This is a genomic window from Olsenella massiliensis, assembly GCF_001457795.1.
GTDB lineage: Bacteria > Actinomycetota > Coriobacteriia > Coriobacteriales > Atopobiaceae > Olsenella_F > Olsenella_F massiliensis.
This window is the reverse complement of sequence record NZ_LN898211.1, coordinates 544,554-559,397: the sequence shown is the minus strand read 5'-3', so window position 1 is coordinate 559,397 and position 14,844 is coordinate 544,554. Positions and strand designations below refer to the sequence as shown.

The window sequence follows — 14,844 nt, the reverse complement described above, 5'->3', positions numbered from 1 at the left end:
GGTATCCGCCCCATCTGACATTCTGCGGTCGGACGCGTGACTTTTTCCTTACTTTTGCCGACAGCCCTAACGAGGGCCTGTATCCTGTTCGAAGGGAGGCTTTGCATGGACAACTCTCCTTGGCATGGAAAAAGGCTGCTGCTCGTCGACGACGAGCCAGAGCTGCTAGCATTTGTTTCTGACATACTGACCGACGCCGGGTTCACGCACGTGTTTGTCGCCTCCAATGTGGCAGATGCGCTCGACCGCTTTGGTGAAGCACGGCCGGACCTGCTGCTTCTGGATGTGATGCTCCCCGACGGCGACGGCTTTTCGCTCATGCGGAAGGTGCGCAAGACGTCGGATGTTCCGGTGATATTTCTCACGGCAAAGGACGAGCCTATCGACAGGGTCTCAGGGCTTGGGCTGGGAGCCGATGACTATATCCCCAAGCCCTTTCTTCCCCAAGAGCTTTTGCTGCGCCTCTATGCGGTGCTCAGAAGGACGTATCCTGCAGGTGCCGCCCGGGTCCGGCTGGACTTTTGTGTGATCGACTTCGACAAGGCCGAGGTTGTCAGGGATGACGGGCCGGTTGCGCTGACGGCAAAGGAGTACGCCCTGCTGGAAGTCCTTGCTCGAAACCAGGGCAACGTGGTTACGACTGACGTGATCTGCGAGGCGTTATGGGGAGGCAACGCCTTCGGATACGAGAACCCCCTCAACGCTCACGTTCGACGCGTGCGCGAGAAGATCGAGCGCGACCCCTCGCGTCCGGTATCGCTCGTTACCTTCAAGGGCCTCGGATACAAGCTGAATACGTGCGGGTGACGCCATGAAGACCCTCCATTCGTATATCGCGAGGAACCTCGCCTCGTTCGCCGCCCTCATAGTCGGCCTGGTCGTGATGAACGCCCTGGTTTTTGGGCTCTTCTTCTTTGATGCGATCGCAGGCAAGACGAGAGAGGCATCGCCGATAACCCTGCTCGATTCCGTCGAGGGCGCCTCCGATGCTTCGGGGATATCCTCAGAGGCCGAGCGGGAGCTGCGGAGCCGGAGGATATGGGCGATGTTCATCGAGGCGGGTGGGGACTGCGCATGGTCGGTGGACTTGCCCGAAGAGGTCCCCCGTCATTACGGCCTGCAAGACGTGGCGCGCTTCTCCAAGGGGTATATCGCCGATTACCCTGTCTTTGTGCGCACTACCGGCGATGGTCTGTTGGTCGTGGGCTATCCCCAAGACAGCTTCATGAAAATCATTAGTAACTACATCCCCATCTGGGCCGTAAGGGCGCTTCCTGCCTTTGCGACAACGATGGTCGTCCTCGATGTGACCTGCCTCTTCCTTGTCTTTTGGTTCTCTAAGAGGCGCATCTTGTCCGGCCTGGAACCCATCGCGGATGCGGTCGAGGCGTTAGGGACGGGCAAGGCGGCGGGCCCCCTGCCGAAAGGGGTGCTTACCAGCCTGTCTGAGAGCGTCGCTCGCGCGTCCGAGCTCATCGTCAAACAGAACGAGGCACGAGTCGACTGGATAGCCGGAATATCCCATGACATTCGGACGCCGCTCACCCTCATCATGGGGAATGCGCAGATCATCGCCCAGGACGGCTCCATCGCCCCTGAGACGGCCGATCGCGCCTCCGTCATCAGCGCTCAGAGCGCGAAGATCGACGGCCTCGTCAACGACCTCAACTTGGCCTCACGGCTGGAATATGACGCACAGCCTTTCCACATGGCGCAATCGAGACTGGCGGAGGTCATCCGAAAGACGGCCGCCGACGCAATCAACGCATCCAAGGGAAGGGATTTCGCGATAGAGATAGAGGCAGACGGAGCGGCCGAGGGAGCGATCGTCGAGTGCGATGAGCGCTTGATCGGACGGGCAATGGGCAATGTCATCCAGAACAGCATCGTGCACAACCCGCAGGGTTGCCGGGTGCGCATCAATCTGAGCACGACCGATACAGATGCTCGTATCATCATCGAGGACGACGGGGTCGGGATGGCGGCACGCGAGCTGCAGGCCCTTTCTGAAAGACAGAAGCGCTCAAGCAGAGTGGACGAGAGCCTCGACCGTAGGCACGGGCTGGGCTTGCAGATTGCCTCACGGGTGGTGAGAGCCCATGGCGGAAGGATATCCTTTTCCTCTGCTGCCGGCGGTGGTTTCAAGACGACGATAACGCTTCCCCTCCGTTGAGGAGACGTACGAGCGTGGGGCCTGATGCGGTCGTCGTTACGTAACGGACCATGGGCAAAAGCTGGGGCAGGGCCGCTTTCGCAGTCCCGCCGTCGACCTCAATATCGTTGGTGAGAACTATGTCCGCAAAATCCACTTCTACAAAGGAGAGAGCTGATGGTTGACCACAACTACCTCATCCCTAACGAGGACAGGGCTATCCTCGGGACCCTTCGCGGGAAGACGCTCGAGAGCATCGAGGGCTACAGATACGACCTCGCCCTCTCCCCAGAAAAGACGACGTTCTATTCCGTGGCCCGGCTTCATATGGAGGACGGAAGCGCATACTGCAAGGAGGCTCCTGCTCACCTTGCCCGTCGCCCTGTGGCGGCGGGCTTTCCTTTGCTGATGACGCCGCTTGGTTTGTGACCACTCGCGAAGATGTACGGCGTTACTTTCTTGCAACCAGATGCGCGCGGAACCCCTTCTGGGCAACGAGCTTCTCGATCGCGAAGCCCGCTGCCTCCACGAGCTCTCGGTATTCTCCCATCTTCAGAATGCGCACGTCGCCGTGGCCCACCAGACGCGCAAGTGGCATCTCGAAGGTGTTCATGAGCCAAACCACAACATCGTTTGAGGTATAGTCGCGCAGGATGAGCTTGCCGCCGGGGCGCAGCACGCGATGGGCCTCGCGCAGAAAGGCGCCCGGATTGGGATAGTGGTGGAAGCTGTTGGAGCATAAGACCGCATCGAAGCCCTCGTCTCCGAAGGGCAGGCTCTCGGCGTCGCCCACCACGAACTCTGCGTTTGAAAGCCCTTTCGACCGGGCGGCCTCAATCATCGCCGGCGTGATATCGAGGCCTACGAAGTGTTTTTCGGGGTACTTCTTGGCGAGTAGCTCGATAACAGGGCCCGTGCCGCAGCCTACGTCGAGCACGTTATCGAACGGATCAGTCTCGAGTTCCGCCAGCATGGGTGGGTAGTCATCCCTGCACATCTCATAGATGCCCGCATGATCGGTCTCATAGGCTTTTGCCGCTTTGGTGAACTCCCTGATAGAGAGTCGCTTGTACTGTTCGGGCGTCATAGAGCGTCTCCCTCAGTAAAAAAGTTAGCCTGTCATAACATTATAGAAGAGCGTGCGGACAATGTCGCTGGCTCTGTTCTCTGCCCTAGGCAACGCAGGTCGGCTCCATTGCCCGGAGCCACTCGAGAGCGCGCGGCATGGATGTCGGGAAGGCCCCAAGTCACACAGGCCAAGGCGACGAACCTCACCCCGGCTGCGGTAAGCAGGTACGTCAACGGCAAACGAGTGCCGAGGGCGATCACGATTGCCGCTTTGGCCAAGGCCCTGGGAGTGAAGCCCGCGGACATCACCGGGACCGCCAATGAGCAGGAAACGGACGAGGCCATCCGTCTCATCGCCCGCAATGCGAGCAGCCTCACGGAAACACAGCGCGCCGAGCTCATCGCGGCGCTTGCGAAGCGTTAAGAGAACGGTTGGTCGCTCGGGAAAGGAAAATTGAAATCGACGCGTCCATACCGCCAAACGTTACCAAGGTCCGCGCCCCACCCAAAGTGCGGACCTTTTCCTGCCCGCCGTCAAATGCCCCGCAGCCCCACCAGAACCTCGGGGCTGCTCTCGCAATCGTCCAGCGATTGCCACGCGCGCTCCGTCAGATTGGGCCTGTCCGAATGCGTCTCCAAGAACATGTTCACGATGTCCTTTCTCGACCTAGGGCACAGCGGCAGATCCACGACCGGCACCTCGGCCATGCCAGAGCCCCTAAACGCCCGCTGAAGGCTTAGCGCCTTCGGCTCCGTTAGCGCCTTCGGCTCCGCCGCATCCAGTTGCTGTGGCGCAGCTTCGTCGGGGACTTCGGCCCCCATGCGGCCGGCAAGGGCTCGCGCACACATCAAATTGCCCACACGGAAACCGCCTGGACTTCCCGAGTGATGAAATATGAATCCGGGGTCTGACAGACCACATGCCCAAAACCGACTTCGTAGCCAGACGGGCTGTCGAGGCAGGAGAAGTTCCTCACGGCATCCTCCCCCACCGTCGCGGACGTTTTCACTTCGACAGGATGCAAGACGTGACCCTCTTGAATGAGCAGGTCTATCTCACGCTTTTTTGAGTCGCGGTAAAACCACACGTCACGCAGGCTTCTCTTGGGGAAACTCAAAAGGAGTGTCTCAGCCGTTTGCGGTGCCTCCCTCATTACTTCTGTGCAAACTCGCAATGCTTTTGGGATAGTTCAATTTGTGGGCGCTCCAGACGGCGACACCGCCACTGCGTGGGGGAGCAGCCGAACATTCGGCGAAATGCCTCGTCGAACGCCGAGGTGCGCGCGTATCCCACCGCGCGCGCTACGCGCGCCACGTCCGTCTCCCCGGAGCCGAGCAGGCTGCAGGCGGCGCTCATGCGCTCCGCCCGAAGGCGCTCTGCCACGCCCGTCCCGCGTACACTCCTGAAAGCGTCGTAGAGGCGCGAGCGGCTCACGAAAAGCTCATCTGCAATCGCCTTTGCGGTAAGCCCCTCGGAAAACCGCGCCGAGATGATCTCCTCCGCCCGCTCCACGATCGCGCGATTCGTCCATCCCGCTTCGTCTTTGGCTCCAGTGTGGGAACAGGCCGAGAGGGCGGTTGCCGCCTCGAGCGCTTTTGCGTGAAAATACGGCGACGCCCCTGGCAACGAGGCCCGTTCGGGGTTAAATGACCTAAGAATGGCGCGAATCTCGGCGGAAGGGCTTGCGGATCCAAACGCGCGCATTGTCGCCTCCGCATCCCCAAAATCGTCGGGGAACCTCTTCCTCAGACCTTCAAAATAGCCGGGCGTGTAGGTGATGCTCGTCGACTTGTAAAGGTTTCCCGCCTGCATCAGGAAGCGCGTAGTCCCGCCCGCTTGGGAGAACGAAATGACGTTCTCGCGTTCCGCAGTCACTTCGGTGCGCGCGTTCGGCAGCAACCGAAGCGTCGCCGACGACCCCGAGAAGATGCAGAAGAAATCCGTCGGGCGCTCCTCGAGGATGAGCGGCTTCTTCAGGCGAATCGAGTGCATGCTGACGAGGCAGTCCTCTCCGAGCGCCGCCGTCCAGAGAAATCCTTCCCCGAGCGATTCCGGAAGCGTCGCGTACAGGCCGCTGCGAACGGATTCCATCCTGAGGGACAGTTGCTCTATCTGCGGTTCCACGAACGTTCGTAAATGCTGTGGGATGGCTGCTCGTAGTGCGCTCATGCTCGATCTCCTGCGGTTTCGCGATTGTCTTACTTCGTTTCGCGAACGTCCCCGTTTCCAGGCCGTGGAAATGGAGAACCCATGCATGATGGTATGTTAACTGCAACTAACTATCAAGTGCATCGAAGACGCCGCCTTCATCGGGGCGTCGCACGAGATCAAGATCGGAGGTTTCGTATGGACAAAAAGGAGGGGCCATCCTGCAGACGCAGCGCCGTGTCGCGGCTGCTCGATTTCGCCGGGCCGCGCAAAGCACTCACCTACCTGGGCTGCACACTCTCCGCGATCTCCATGGTCGTGGGGTTCGGGCCCTACGTATGCATCTGGCTGGTGGCGCGCGACCTCATTGCCGTAGCTCCCTACTGGAGCGCGGCTACGGGTATCGCAGTGTACGGCTGGTGGGCTTTTGGGCTTTCCATCGCGTCTATCCTGCTGTACTTCGTAGGGCTCATGTGTACGCATCTTGCGGCGTTCCGTTGCGCGGCGAACATGCGCAAGAGGGCGACTGAGCATCTTATGCACGCGAGCCTGGGGTATTTCGACACGCATGCGAGCGGTGCGCTGCGACGCGTAGTGGACGGCTGCGCCGCAGAGACGGAGGGGATGCTTGCCCACAAGCTGCCCGATACTGCTGGTTCGGTGGCGATGATCGTGGGCATGCTGGTGCTGTTTTTCGTGTTCGACTGGCGGCTGGGTCTTGCATGCCTGGTGCCGGTGATTCTCTCGCTCGTCTGCATCTTCTACATGATGGGCGGACGCGGCATGGAATTCATGACGAGGTACATGGAATCGCTCGTCAAGATGAACAAGACGGGCACCGAATACGTGCGCGGCATCCCTGTGGTGAAGGTGTTCCAGCAGACGGTGCACTCGTTCAAGGCGTTCCATGACGCCATCGAGGAGTTCACCCGTCTTGCGCAGGACTATGCGGTGAAATGGTGCCGCACGCCGCAGTCGTTGTCGCTGACCATCATCAACGGCGTGGCGCTGCTCTTGGTGCCGGTGGCCATCCTTCTGGCGCCGGGCGAGGGCAATTTCGACACGTTCCTGGCTAACTTCGCGTTCTACGCCATCTTTTCGGCGGTCATCCCCACTGCCATGACGCGCGTGATGTTCATGTCGGATGCGCTGCAGTCGGCCACCGATGCGGTAAGGCGCGTGGAAGAGGTGCTGGCGGCTCCGATGATAAAGGCACCCACCGCGCCGAAGGAGCCGGCCGATACCTCCATCGTGTTCGACGACGTTAGCTTCACGTACGAGGGAGCCGACGAGCCCGCGCTGTCCCATGTGAGCTTCAGCGTGCCGGCTGGGTCGACCGTGGCGCTGGTGGGGCCGTCCGGCGGAGGCAAGACCACGGCGGCCAGCCTGGTGCCTCGTTTTTGGGACGTATGCGCGGGGCGCGTGCTGGTGGGCGGTGTGGATGTGCAAGGCATGGACCCGCACAGGCTGATGGAGCACGTGGCGTTCGTGTTTCAGGCAAACCGCCTGTTCAAGCAGAGCGTGCTTGAGAATGTGCGCGCGGTGCGGCCCGATGCCACACGCGAAGAGGTCGCCCGTGCGCTTTCCGCCGCCCAATGCGACGACATTATAGAGAAGCTGCCTGACGGCGTAGATACCATATACGGTGCGTCGGGCGCTCATTTCTCCGGCGGCGAGGTGCAGCGGCTCATGCTGGCGCGCGCCATCATGAAAGATGCGCCCATTGTGGTGCTGGACGAGGCAACGGCCTTCGCCGATCCGGAAAACGAGGTCAAGATACAAAGGGCATTCTCCGAGCTGGCGAGTGAGCGCGGTGGCAAGAAGCGCACCGTGTTGATGGTGGCGCATCGACTTTCCACCGTACGCAAGGCCGACAAGATCGTGGTGCTGGACGCCGGACGCGTGGCGGAACAGGGGACCCACGACGAGCTGCTGGCGGCGGGTGGCCTGTACGCACGTATGTGGGCGGACTACGAGCGCGCCGTCAGCTGGAAAATCACGTCCGAGGAGGTGGCGTAGATGTCCATCAAAGAGAAATACGGCCTCACCGACGAGGGCGTGCGCAATGTCAAGCTGGGTGCCACGTGGACGGCGGTATCGAACATTGCGGTGTTTGCGGGCGTGGGAATCCTATTCCTCGCGATGGGGGCATTTGTCGACCATGCGATAAGTGGCGCACCGCTGCCCGATCTTCTGCCGTATCTGACGGGGCTTGTCGTGTTCATAGTGGTGTTGTTCGTCACCGAGTACTTCGCCTACTACTACCAGTACGGCGTCATATACAACGAGAGCGGCCGACAGCGCATCGGGCTGGCCGAACGTCTGCGGAAACTCCCGCTGTCGTTTTTCGGGCGGCGTGATTTGGCCGACCTCACCGAGACCATCATGGGCGACGTGAAGACCATCGAGCATGCCTACAGCCATGTACTGCCCGAGCTGTACGGCGCCTACATCATGCTGGGCGTGGCGGCGGCGGGGTTGCTGGTGTTCGACTGGCGACTGACCATCGCGGCGCTGTGGAGCGCGCCGGTGGCGCTGGGGCTGCTGTTTGGCGCACGGGGCATCCTGGCGCCGCTCATGCGCGAGACGCGTATGAAGAACATTGCCGTGTCCGACGACATCCAGGAAGCGCTTGAATGCGTGCGCGAAGTGCGCGCCACCAACCAGGAGGAACGCTACCTTGAGCATATCCGCGCCGACGTGGACGCCGCCGAAAAGCAGACCATCAAAGGCGAGCTGATGATGGGCATCTTCGTGAACGGCGCGCAGATCATGCTGCGCCTGGGGCTTGCTACCACAATCTTGGCGGGTGCAGCGTTCGTGCTTGACGGCACGTGCGGCTTCATGACGCTGTTCTGCTTCTTGCTGGTGGTGTCGCGCATCTACGCACCGTTCGACCAGTGTCTCATGCTCATCGCCGAGCTGTTCGCGGCCAAAACGGCGAGCCTTCGTATGAAGAGCTTCTTCGAGGAGCCTCTGGCGCAAGGAGGCAATGACTACGCGCCGCAGGGCCATGACGTCGTATTCGACGGCGTGTCGTTTTCCTATGAGGGCGGCGAGCGGGTTCTCGCGCACGTGGGATTCACGGCGCGCGAGGGCGAGGTCACCGCTCTCGTAGGACCCAGCGGAAGCGGCAAGTCAACGTGCGCGAAGCTCGCGTGCCGCTTCTGGGACGCAACGTCCGGTCGCGTGACCGTGGGCGGCGTCGACGTGGCTACGGTCAACCCCGAGGTGCTGCTGGGAGACTTTTCTATGGTGTTCCAGGACGTCGTGCTGTTCGACGACACCGTGATGGGCAACATCCGCCTGGGCAGACGCGGCGCATCCGACGAGGAGGTGCTCGCCGCAGCGCGGGCTGCCAACTGCGACGGGTTCGTCTCCCGCATGCCGCAGGGCTACGCCACGATGATCGGCGAGAACGGAGCGCGCCTTTCCGGCGGAGAGCGCCAGCGGATTTCAATTGCGCGAGCGCTGCTCAAGGGTGCGCCTATCGTCTTGCTCGACGAGGCGACCGCGTCGCTTGACGTGGAAAACGAGACGGAGATACAGCAGGCGCTCTCGAGGCTGCTCGCTGGCAAGACCGTCATCGTAATAGCCCATCGCATGCGCACGGTGGCGAATGCTGACAAGGTGGTGGTGCTCGACTCCGGACGTGTTGCCGAGCAGGGCGCCCCGGCCGGGCTTATGGAGCGGGACGGCCTGTTTGCCCGCATGGTCCGTCTGCAGCGGGAAAGCGCCCAATGGACGCTGTAGGAAATCGTCGGGGCGCTAACGAGGGTTGCCCGTCCCCGCGTCCGAGAGTCATACGAAGACTAGCTTAAGGCCATCCTCGTCGTCCGCACCGAGCGGGGATGGTGCCGAAACGTCGACATCGCCGAGCGCCCAGGCATCACGAAACCGAGCGTCACCAAGGTGCCGAGGAGGCCTGCCGCATGGAGCACGGCCACGACGGCGGGCCGTTCGAGAAGCTCTCATCCCAACGTAAAGCGGGTCCGTTCCTCGGGCCCGCTTCTCTCACAACTTGCTAACTTCTTTTGACAAGTTTGGCAAGTTGTTTGATACGTTGGCAAGTTGATTGTGCTGCGGCGGCAAGAACTCGGGCACAGGTTCGCTTCGCGAAGCCCAAAAGCCAGGCGAAATCGCCTGAACGAATCCGCCTTGCAAAATCCAGATCACGACTCACAGAGCAAACTTGGCATAAGAGTCATCGTAGCTACTCCAAAGTAGGAAATAGCGTCATAGTTCGCTCGCACCAACGGCGACGCCCAAAGCGTCTCATAGTTCCCATCATCTTCGCCCTCGCCGAATAAGTGCAGGGACTCATCCCCCATCTCAGCACCGAGAGATGCGATTTTTGTTACAATGCGCCTATCATTTACCTGAAAAGGAGCAACAATGAAACTCAAACGTCGCATCTCAATGCTCACCATGGTGATGATGACACTGCTCGTGAGCGCAGTGTCCATCGTGCTGCCAAACTACGCACGCGCTGCCGGCTCTCAAGATAAAACGGCACTTATCAGCCCCACGCTAAAGGGTGTGGTCTCGCAAAACGGTCAGCCGGTCACTGACACCGTGGACCCCAAACAGCCCTTTGATGTGGAGGTCACCTTCAGCTTCCCCATTATCAAAGACACTATGATTGGCACACCTGCGGCAGGAGGCATCACCGATGCATCCCAGCAGGTCAACGATGGTGACTATGCAGAATTCAGCTTGGGTGAGAACTTTAAAGCGACCGATGCGTCCGGCAACTCCGTTCCCGTCTACCTGCAGGCGCCAGGCAGCCCTGATGACGGCAAGCAGGTTGGCACCATCACGCTCACTCAGGATGGGGACGGCCCTGTCACAGCTCGCATGACCTTCCATGACCCCAACGGGCAGTTCGAGTTCGAAAGTGATGGCAGAAGGGACCTCACGGTTCACTTTACCGGCCATTACCAAGCTTCCGAACAGTCCTCGCAAACGCCCGGCAGCAACAACCGGTTCGTCAAAGTGCTCGACAAGACCTACCCCTTCCCCACCGTAGAAGAGAAGATCCAGTACAGCCTCACTAAAGCGGGCGCCCTGGATGATGCGTCCACCAAAGAGACCATCACCTGGATAAGTACTGTGAAAAAGACATCCAGCGCCGGAGCCACCAATCTCGGCGGAGAGACGTTTACCGACGACCTCTCGACTGTTGGCGAGTACGTCGCGGGTAGCTTTACCGTGAATAACCAGGCCATTGATGATGCCCTGGTCTATGACGCAGCGACCAAGACCGTGACGTACGTCTTCCCCAATGACTTCCAAGGTTCAACCGCCAAGATTAGCTTTCAAACCAAGGTGCCCAACCCTGCAACCACCGCCTCGGTGACCAACGAGGCCACGCTCAAGATTCCAAATACCGAAGAAAAGCGGGACAAGACCACGGTTGTCGTGCATCCCCCGCTCGAACTCAAGAAAAACCTGCAGAAGATTGACGTCAACAAGGACACCGGCGAGCGTGAGCTCATCTGGACCATCATTGCCGGTAACCCATATGAGAGCTACGGACCGGCCTGGGTCGGGGACATCCTCAGTGGGTCGCTTGACGGCCAGGCGGCGCCCAAGCGCGTGGACGTCACCTATGAGCACAGCATGACCGGGGAAGACGGCAGCTGGACGCAGGTCACCGATGTGCAGACGCCCGCTGACGCCACGTCATTTCCCACCTTCCCAGATGGGGAAAACAAGAAGTGTCCAGACCTATCTGCCTACAACGCAGAACTCTATGATCTCGGCACCGGGTGGCATGAGCCCACCAAGCCAGTACAAGCAAACGATGGGTACAAGCCCGTCGAGAACCGTTGGTTCTTCATCAAGAGTCTCAGTGGCCAGTACCGCATCGCCGTCAAGCAGATATATGATGCAAACACTGAGATCGGACCGCTCAAGAATGATGCCGAAATACACACCTGTGCCGAGGTGGTCTATCCCAAGAACCCGCCCGTCTACAGCGGTCTGGCAACCATCGAAAAGCACGCCCTGAAAAGCTATAAACCCACGGTGCTAAACCAGGGGTTGCTGCCGTGGTCGGTGACGGTGGACTTCACCAACGTCTTTCCGTCTGACGAGCGCTTTGCCTATGAATGCTTCTATTACGGAAGCGAAGACGCCTTCAATGCGGAGAAGAACGCCCTCCAGGTGCAGGGCTCATTTGACCAGGACCTGCTAAACAAGCTGATTGCAGGCGAGCGGAACGAGACCTTCTTCAACTTCAATCAGGCGTATGTGCCGGGCTCGCTGAGCTACAAGGACGAGGGCGCCACAGCAGGCCAGCCGGGCACACAGCTTTCCGAGACGGTGCTTCCCATCGTGAATGCCAGCGGCACCAAGGTGGGTGAAATCGTCAAAATCAGCGGGTTCTCGCACATCAAGAAATACACCTTTACCCTCAACACGCGGGCACAAAACATCGTCGAGCATCTGCAAAAGACGCCGAGTGGGTCTTTTGAACTCAGGTATAAGAACACCGCCGTGCTTGCCGTGGGCAGCGGCGCGACCCTCAAGACCCTCTCCGCTGTCGACAGATACGAACTGCCGGGCAATCTCCTCGACAAGTTCGCCATGGAATATGACGCTAACCTTGACAATATGGACGATGTCAGCAAGAACGGCTGGAAGAGCTCGTGGCGGGATTTCATCACCGGGATACCTGAGGTGGAGCCCACCAAGACCTTCAACCACAAGGACCGCACCATCCTCTTTCGCATCGACGTGAACCCACAGGGGCTCAACCTAAGCGATTACCTCGCCCAGCTTGGAGGCACCAAGCCTGCGGGCGACTTCACCAAGCTCACGATTCAAGACTCCCTGCAAGACGGCCTCACGCTAGTGCCTGTCGAGGATGGCGGGCCTGACTACTACCTCTATCAGGCCGAGCCGGGCACGCCTGGCTTCATCGACTACGGAGGCGTCGTTATCCCGGGCAGTGCGCCGTTTGCCTCGTTCATGCCTCCAGGAAAGGCTATTAAGAAGCTGACGCCTGACCAGGCCAAGCTTACGTTCGACAAGGCGAACATGACCTGGACGTTCAAGCAGTACGACGGAACGCCCTACTTCATCGTCATACGCGCCAAGGTGTCGGAAGACGTCTTTGAGAAGCTCATGAAGAGCACACCTCAGGGCGAGGAAGTTACCTTCAAAAACAACGTAACCCTCACCGCAGGCGACCAAAAGCTCGCCTCGGCAACAGGCTCTGCCTCGGTCACCTCCACCATGCTTTCCAAGCAGGCGCCAAAGGTGGTGGGAGACCGCCTTGCGTGGAGCTTCGATTACAAGCCGTTCGACATCACGCTTCACAATGTGGTGCTTAAGGACACGCTGGACAAGAACATCGGCATCCCTATTGACGAAAAGGGCAATGCCGTCTTGGAGAATTTCACCATTCAGCGATCCAACAAGCTGGCCGCAAGTGGCGAGTATGAAAACTACACCCCGGTCACCGTGGTGACCGGTACCCCGCAAGACGGCGAGGTTGGGCTTCGCTATGACGTGCACGAGCATGCCATCACCTTCACGCTGCCCGAGACGCCCGAGGGTGCGCTGCCCTATGCCTACCGATTCGAGTATGCGACCATCCTCAAGCCGGTCGATTTGACCGCCGATGTAATTAACAACCACGTTGAGCTCAGCGCCGAGCAGGAAAAGCCCGGCGCCAGCGGTCATGCGGAACTGAAGACACAGAAATACGCCGCCTTCGCCACCATTCAGAATTATCCCTACGCCGTCATCAAGAAGGTCGATGAGCGGGGCAACCCGCTCGCAGGGGCCGTCTTCCAGTACACCGATAACACCGGCCAGACCGTCACCTCGTTGAGCGATGCCAACGGCGTGCTCTATGTGATCAAACTTGCCGAGGGTACCACCACCGTGACCGAAACGACGGCTCCCGACGGGTACCTCAAGCTCAAGGAGCCGCTGCAGCTTGAGGTGACCGGCAACGACGTCAAGGTGACGAAGGCGCCCGATGACGCCGAAGGCACGGGAAGCTTCGAACGTCCGCTGCTGGTGAAGAACAAGAAGGTCGAGACGACCGCCATCGCCGTCACCAAGCAGTGGCAGAACGACACCCCCGCAGAGCGCCCCTCCTCTATCACCATCACCCTGATTCGCAATGGCCAGCCCACGGATAAGACGCTGGTTTTGGATGCCGAGCACGGATGGACGGGAAGCTTCGAGCAGCTCCCGGCGCTCGATGAGGACGGAAACCCCGTGGTCTATACGGTGGACGAGATTGCCGTCGAAGGGTACGAATCCACCATCGCCGGCAACCAGGGGGCGGGCTTTACCATCACCAATACCAAGCCGGACAAACCGCGTGAGCCCGGCACGCCTGAGCAGCCCAAGAAGTCTGAGAAGTCGCCCCTCCCCAAGACGGGCGATACCACCAGCACCTATGGTCTGGCAGGATTGGCGCTCGCCGCCGCGCTGGGCGCGCTCTTCCTGGGGCATCGTCTTAGCTCAAAGCGCATCAGATAGGCTCAAGACACCCGGCGCCACACGGCTCGGGCGCCACAGATAAGCAGGACCGGGAGGGCCCCAAGGGCCCTCCTTTTTACTACGAGCAGGACATTGTCAGGAGGCAAAATCGGGCCCGGCCCCTACCCTCTCGACTTCAACCCCGCCAGGACTGTCATTTTCTCAACGACCGCCAACGTCAGCACGATGTGAGAGAGGTCATCTCACTCCCAGGGGCGTCTCTCGAAAAGCATCTGGTCCTCCGTGGGACGCAGCATACCCGTGATCAGAGACGGGCCTTTGGCTCACTTCCCATCTTTCATGCCATTTTATGGACGTAACTTCATATCCCCTCCAGGCAGGGTGCCAAAAGCCACGGTCTACTTCACTTTTTTAGCCAAAAGCCACGTTCTCTTTCACGCGAAAAAAATCTACCTGCACAAACGTCAGACCCTTTGAAACGGAACGTGGCTTTTGACATTTTTTCCGAAACGAAACGTGGCTTTTGGCAGGCAGGGCTGGTCTGCTTGAAATGATCCGTGGCGTTTGGCAAGCAAAACCGCAACGAGGGAGACCGCATCCGACCTCCCCCGCAAAGAGTACGTACCTATTCCCACTCAATCGTTGCATGGCACGTTTTGATGTAGTCAGCGGGGCGGGTGAGCTGGGATTCCCTCTACTCTCCCATCTCGAAAACCGTGTAGTCACCCTGTAGTCAGCAGTGACTACACGCTCTGTAGTCACCCGAGGAGAGTATTTTCGGGCGATACGCGAATAGTGCCTTCGAACTGCGGAAACGGAATACGATTGCGTGCAACTGACTACATGGCCTGATCCGCGCTAAACCGCGTTCGGTGGCTTTCGATAAGAGAATAGAGATTTCCGATAGAAGAGTAATGCCGTTGAGCTGCAAAAATGTGGTTTTAAGAATTGTAGGTGACTACACGCAAGCGTTATTACCTTCTGAATCTGTTTTGTTGCCTTCAAGTCT

The 14,844-nt window shown here is 59.6% G+C and carries 11 protein-coding genes; 7 read left to right on the top strand and 4 right to left on the bottom strand.

The features are described from left to right. Positions 1-105 precede the first annotated feature (105 nt). The 3 genes from BN3001_RS06485 to BN3001_RS06475 all read left to right on the top strand — a co-directional run bounded on the left by BN3001_RS06485 (position 106) and on the right by BN3001_RS06475 (position 2,581). Positions 106-807 (top strand): response regulator transcription factor, encoded by a 702-nt coding sequence (locus BN3001_RS06485; protein ID WP_058270945.1) that lies wholly within the window; start codon positions 106-108, stop codon positions 805-807. A 4-nt stretch (positions 808-811) separates the two neighbouring features. Next, a complete protein-coding gene (locus tag BN3001_RS06480) occupies positions 812-2,173 on the top strand; it encodes a sensor histidine kinase (protein WP_058270944.1) in 1,362 nt (453 codons plus the stop codon). Between the two features lie 156 nt (positions 2,174-2,329). Further along, positions 2,330-2,581, top strand: coding sequence for a hypothetical protein (locus tag BN3001_RS06475; protein WP_058270943.1), 252 nt, complete (start codon positions 2,330-2,332; stop codon positions 2,579-2,581). A gap of 22 nt (positions 2,582-2,603) precedes the next feature. Here BN3001_RS06475 and BN3001_RS06470 read toward each other — a convergent pair whose 3' ends face one another. Then, positions 2,604-3,239, bottom strand: a complete 636-nt coding sequence (locus BN3001_RS06470; protein ID WP_058270942.1) for a class I SAM-dependent methyltransferase — start codon at positions 3,237-3,239, stop codon at positions 2,604-2,606. Between BN3001_RS06470 and BN3001_RS08640 the strand changes: the two genes are divergently transcribed. Beyond that, the gene (locus BN3001_RS08640) at positions 3,165-3,644 is read left to right on the top strand and encodes a helix-turn-helix domain-containing protein (RefSeq protein ID WP_268872528.1); all 480 of its coding nucleotides are present in this window, start codon (positions 3,165-3,167) and stop codon (positions 3,642-3,644) included. The two genes, BN3001_RS06470 and BN3001_RS08640, sit on opposite strands and share 75 nt — an antisense overlap. A 110-nt stretch (positions 3,645-3,754) precedes the next feature. Here BN3001_RS08640 and BN3001_RS08395 read toward each other — a convergent pair whose 3' ends face one another. From BN3001_RS08395 to BN3001_RS06450, 3 genes are all read right to left on the bottom strand, one after another. After that, on the bottom strand, positions 3,755-3,928 hold the full coding sequence (locus BN3001_RS08395) for a hypothetical protein (protein WP_156410039.1): 174 nt from the start codon (positions 3,926-3,928) through the stop codon (positions 3,755-3,757). 140 nt (positions 3,929-4,068) lie between these two features. Beyond that, positions 4,069-4,374, bottom strand: coding sequence for a DUF4143 domain-containing protein (locus BN3001_RS08685; RefSeq protein ID WP_058270939.1), 306 nt, complete (start codon positions 4,372-4,374; stop codon positions 4,069-4,071). Further along, the gene (locus BN3001_RS06450) at positions 4,374-5,390 is read right to left on the bottom strand and encodes a helix-turn-helix transcriptional regulator (protein ID WP_058270938.1); all 1,017 of its coding nucleotides are present in this window, start codon (positions 5,388-5,390) and stop codon (positions 4,374-4,376) included. The genes BN3001_RS08685 and BN3001_RS06450 overlap by 1 nt, the downstream gene beginning before the upstream one ends. A 177-nt stretch (positions 5,391-5,567) precedes the next feature. On the opposite strand from BN3001_RS06450, the gene BN3001_RS06445 reads away from it, so the two are divergent. The 3 genes from BN3001_RS06445 to BN3001_RS06435 all read left to right on the top strand — a co-directional run bounded on the left by BN3001_RS06445 (position 5,568) and on the right by BN3001_RS06435 (position 13,874). Then, entirely contained in the window at positions 5,568-7,388 is a 1,821-nt protein-coding gene (locus tag BN3001_RS06445) for an ABC transporter ATP-binding protein (RefSeq protein ID WP_058270937.1), read from the top strand. After that, positions 7,389-9,122, top strand: coding sequence for an ABC transporter ATP-binding protein (locus tag BN3001_RS06440; RefSeq protein ID WP_058270936.1), 1,734 nt, complete (start codon positions 7,389-7,391; stop codon positions 9,120-9,122). A 642-nt stretch (positions 9,123-9,764) separates the two neighbouring features. Further along, on the top strand, positions 9,765-13,874 hold the full coding sequence (locus BN3001_RS06435) for a Cna B-type domain-containing protein (protein ID WP_058270935.1): 4,110 nt from the start codon (positions 9,765-9,767) through the stop codon (positions 13,872-13,874). Positions 13,875-14,844: the final 970 nt, after the last annotated feature.

Excerpts from the sequence above, each read along its gene's own strand:
- BN3001_RS06470 (WP_058270942.1), bottom strand. The coding sequence starts at position 3,239 with ATGACGCCCGAACAGTACAAGCGACTCTCTATCAGGGAGTTCACCAAA.
- BN3001_RS06440 (WP_058270936.1), top strand. The coding sequence starts at position 7,389 with ATGTCCATCAAAGAGAAATACGGCCTCACCGACGAGGGCGTGCGCAAT.
- BN3001_RS06475 (WP_058270943.1), top strand. The coding sequence starts at position 2,330 with ATGGTTGACCACAACTACCTCATCCCTAACGAGGACAGGGCTATCCTC.
- BN3001_RS06450 (WP_058270938.1), bottom strand. The coding sequence starts at position 5,390 with ATGAGCGCACTACGAGCAGCCATCCCACAGCATTTACGAACGTTCGTG.
- BN3001_RS06485 (WP_058270945.1), top strand. The coding sequence starts at position 106 with ATGGACAACTCTCCTTGGCATGGAAAAAGGCTGCTGCTCGTCGACGAC.
- BN3001_RS08395 (WP_156410039.1), bottom strand. The coding sequence starts at position 3,928 with ATGGCCGAGGTGCCGGTCGTGGATCTGCCGCTGTGCCCTAGGTCGAGA.
- BN3001_RS06445 (WP_058270937.1), top strand. The coding sequence starts at position 5,568 with ATGGACAAAAAGGAGGGGCCATCCTGCAGACGCAGCGCCGTGTCGCGG.
- BN3001_RS08685 (WP_058270939.1), bottom strand. The coding sequence starts at position 4,374 with ATGAGGGAGGCACCGCAAACGGCTGAGACACTCCTTTTGAGTTTCCCC.
- BN3001_RS06480 (WP_058270944.1), top strand. The coding sequence starts at position 812 with ATGAAGACCCTCCATTCGTATATCGCGAGGAACCTCGCCTCGTTCGCC.
- BN3001_RS08640 (WP_268872528.1), top strand. The coding sequence starts at position 3,165 with ATGATCGGTCTCATAGGCTTTTGCCGCTTTGGTGAACTCCCTGATAGA.
- BN3001_RS06435 (WP_058270935.1), top strand. The coding sequence starts at position 9,765 with ATGAAACTCAAACGTCGCATCTCAATGCTCACCATGGTGATGATGACA.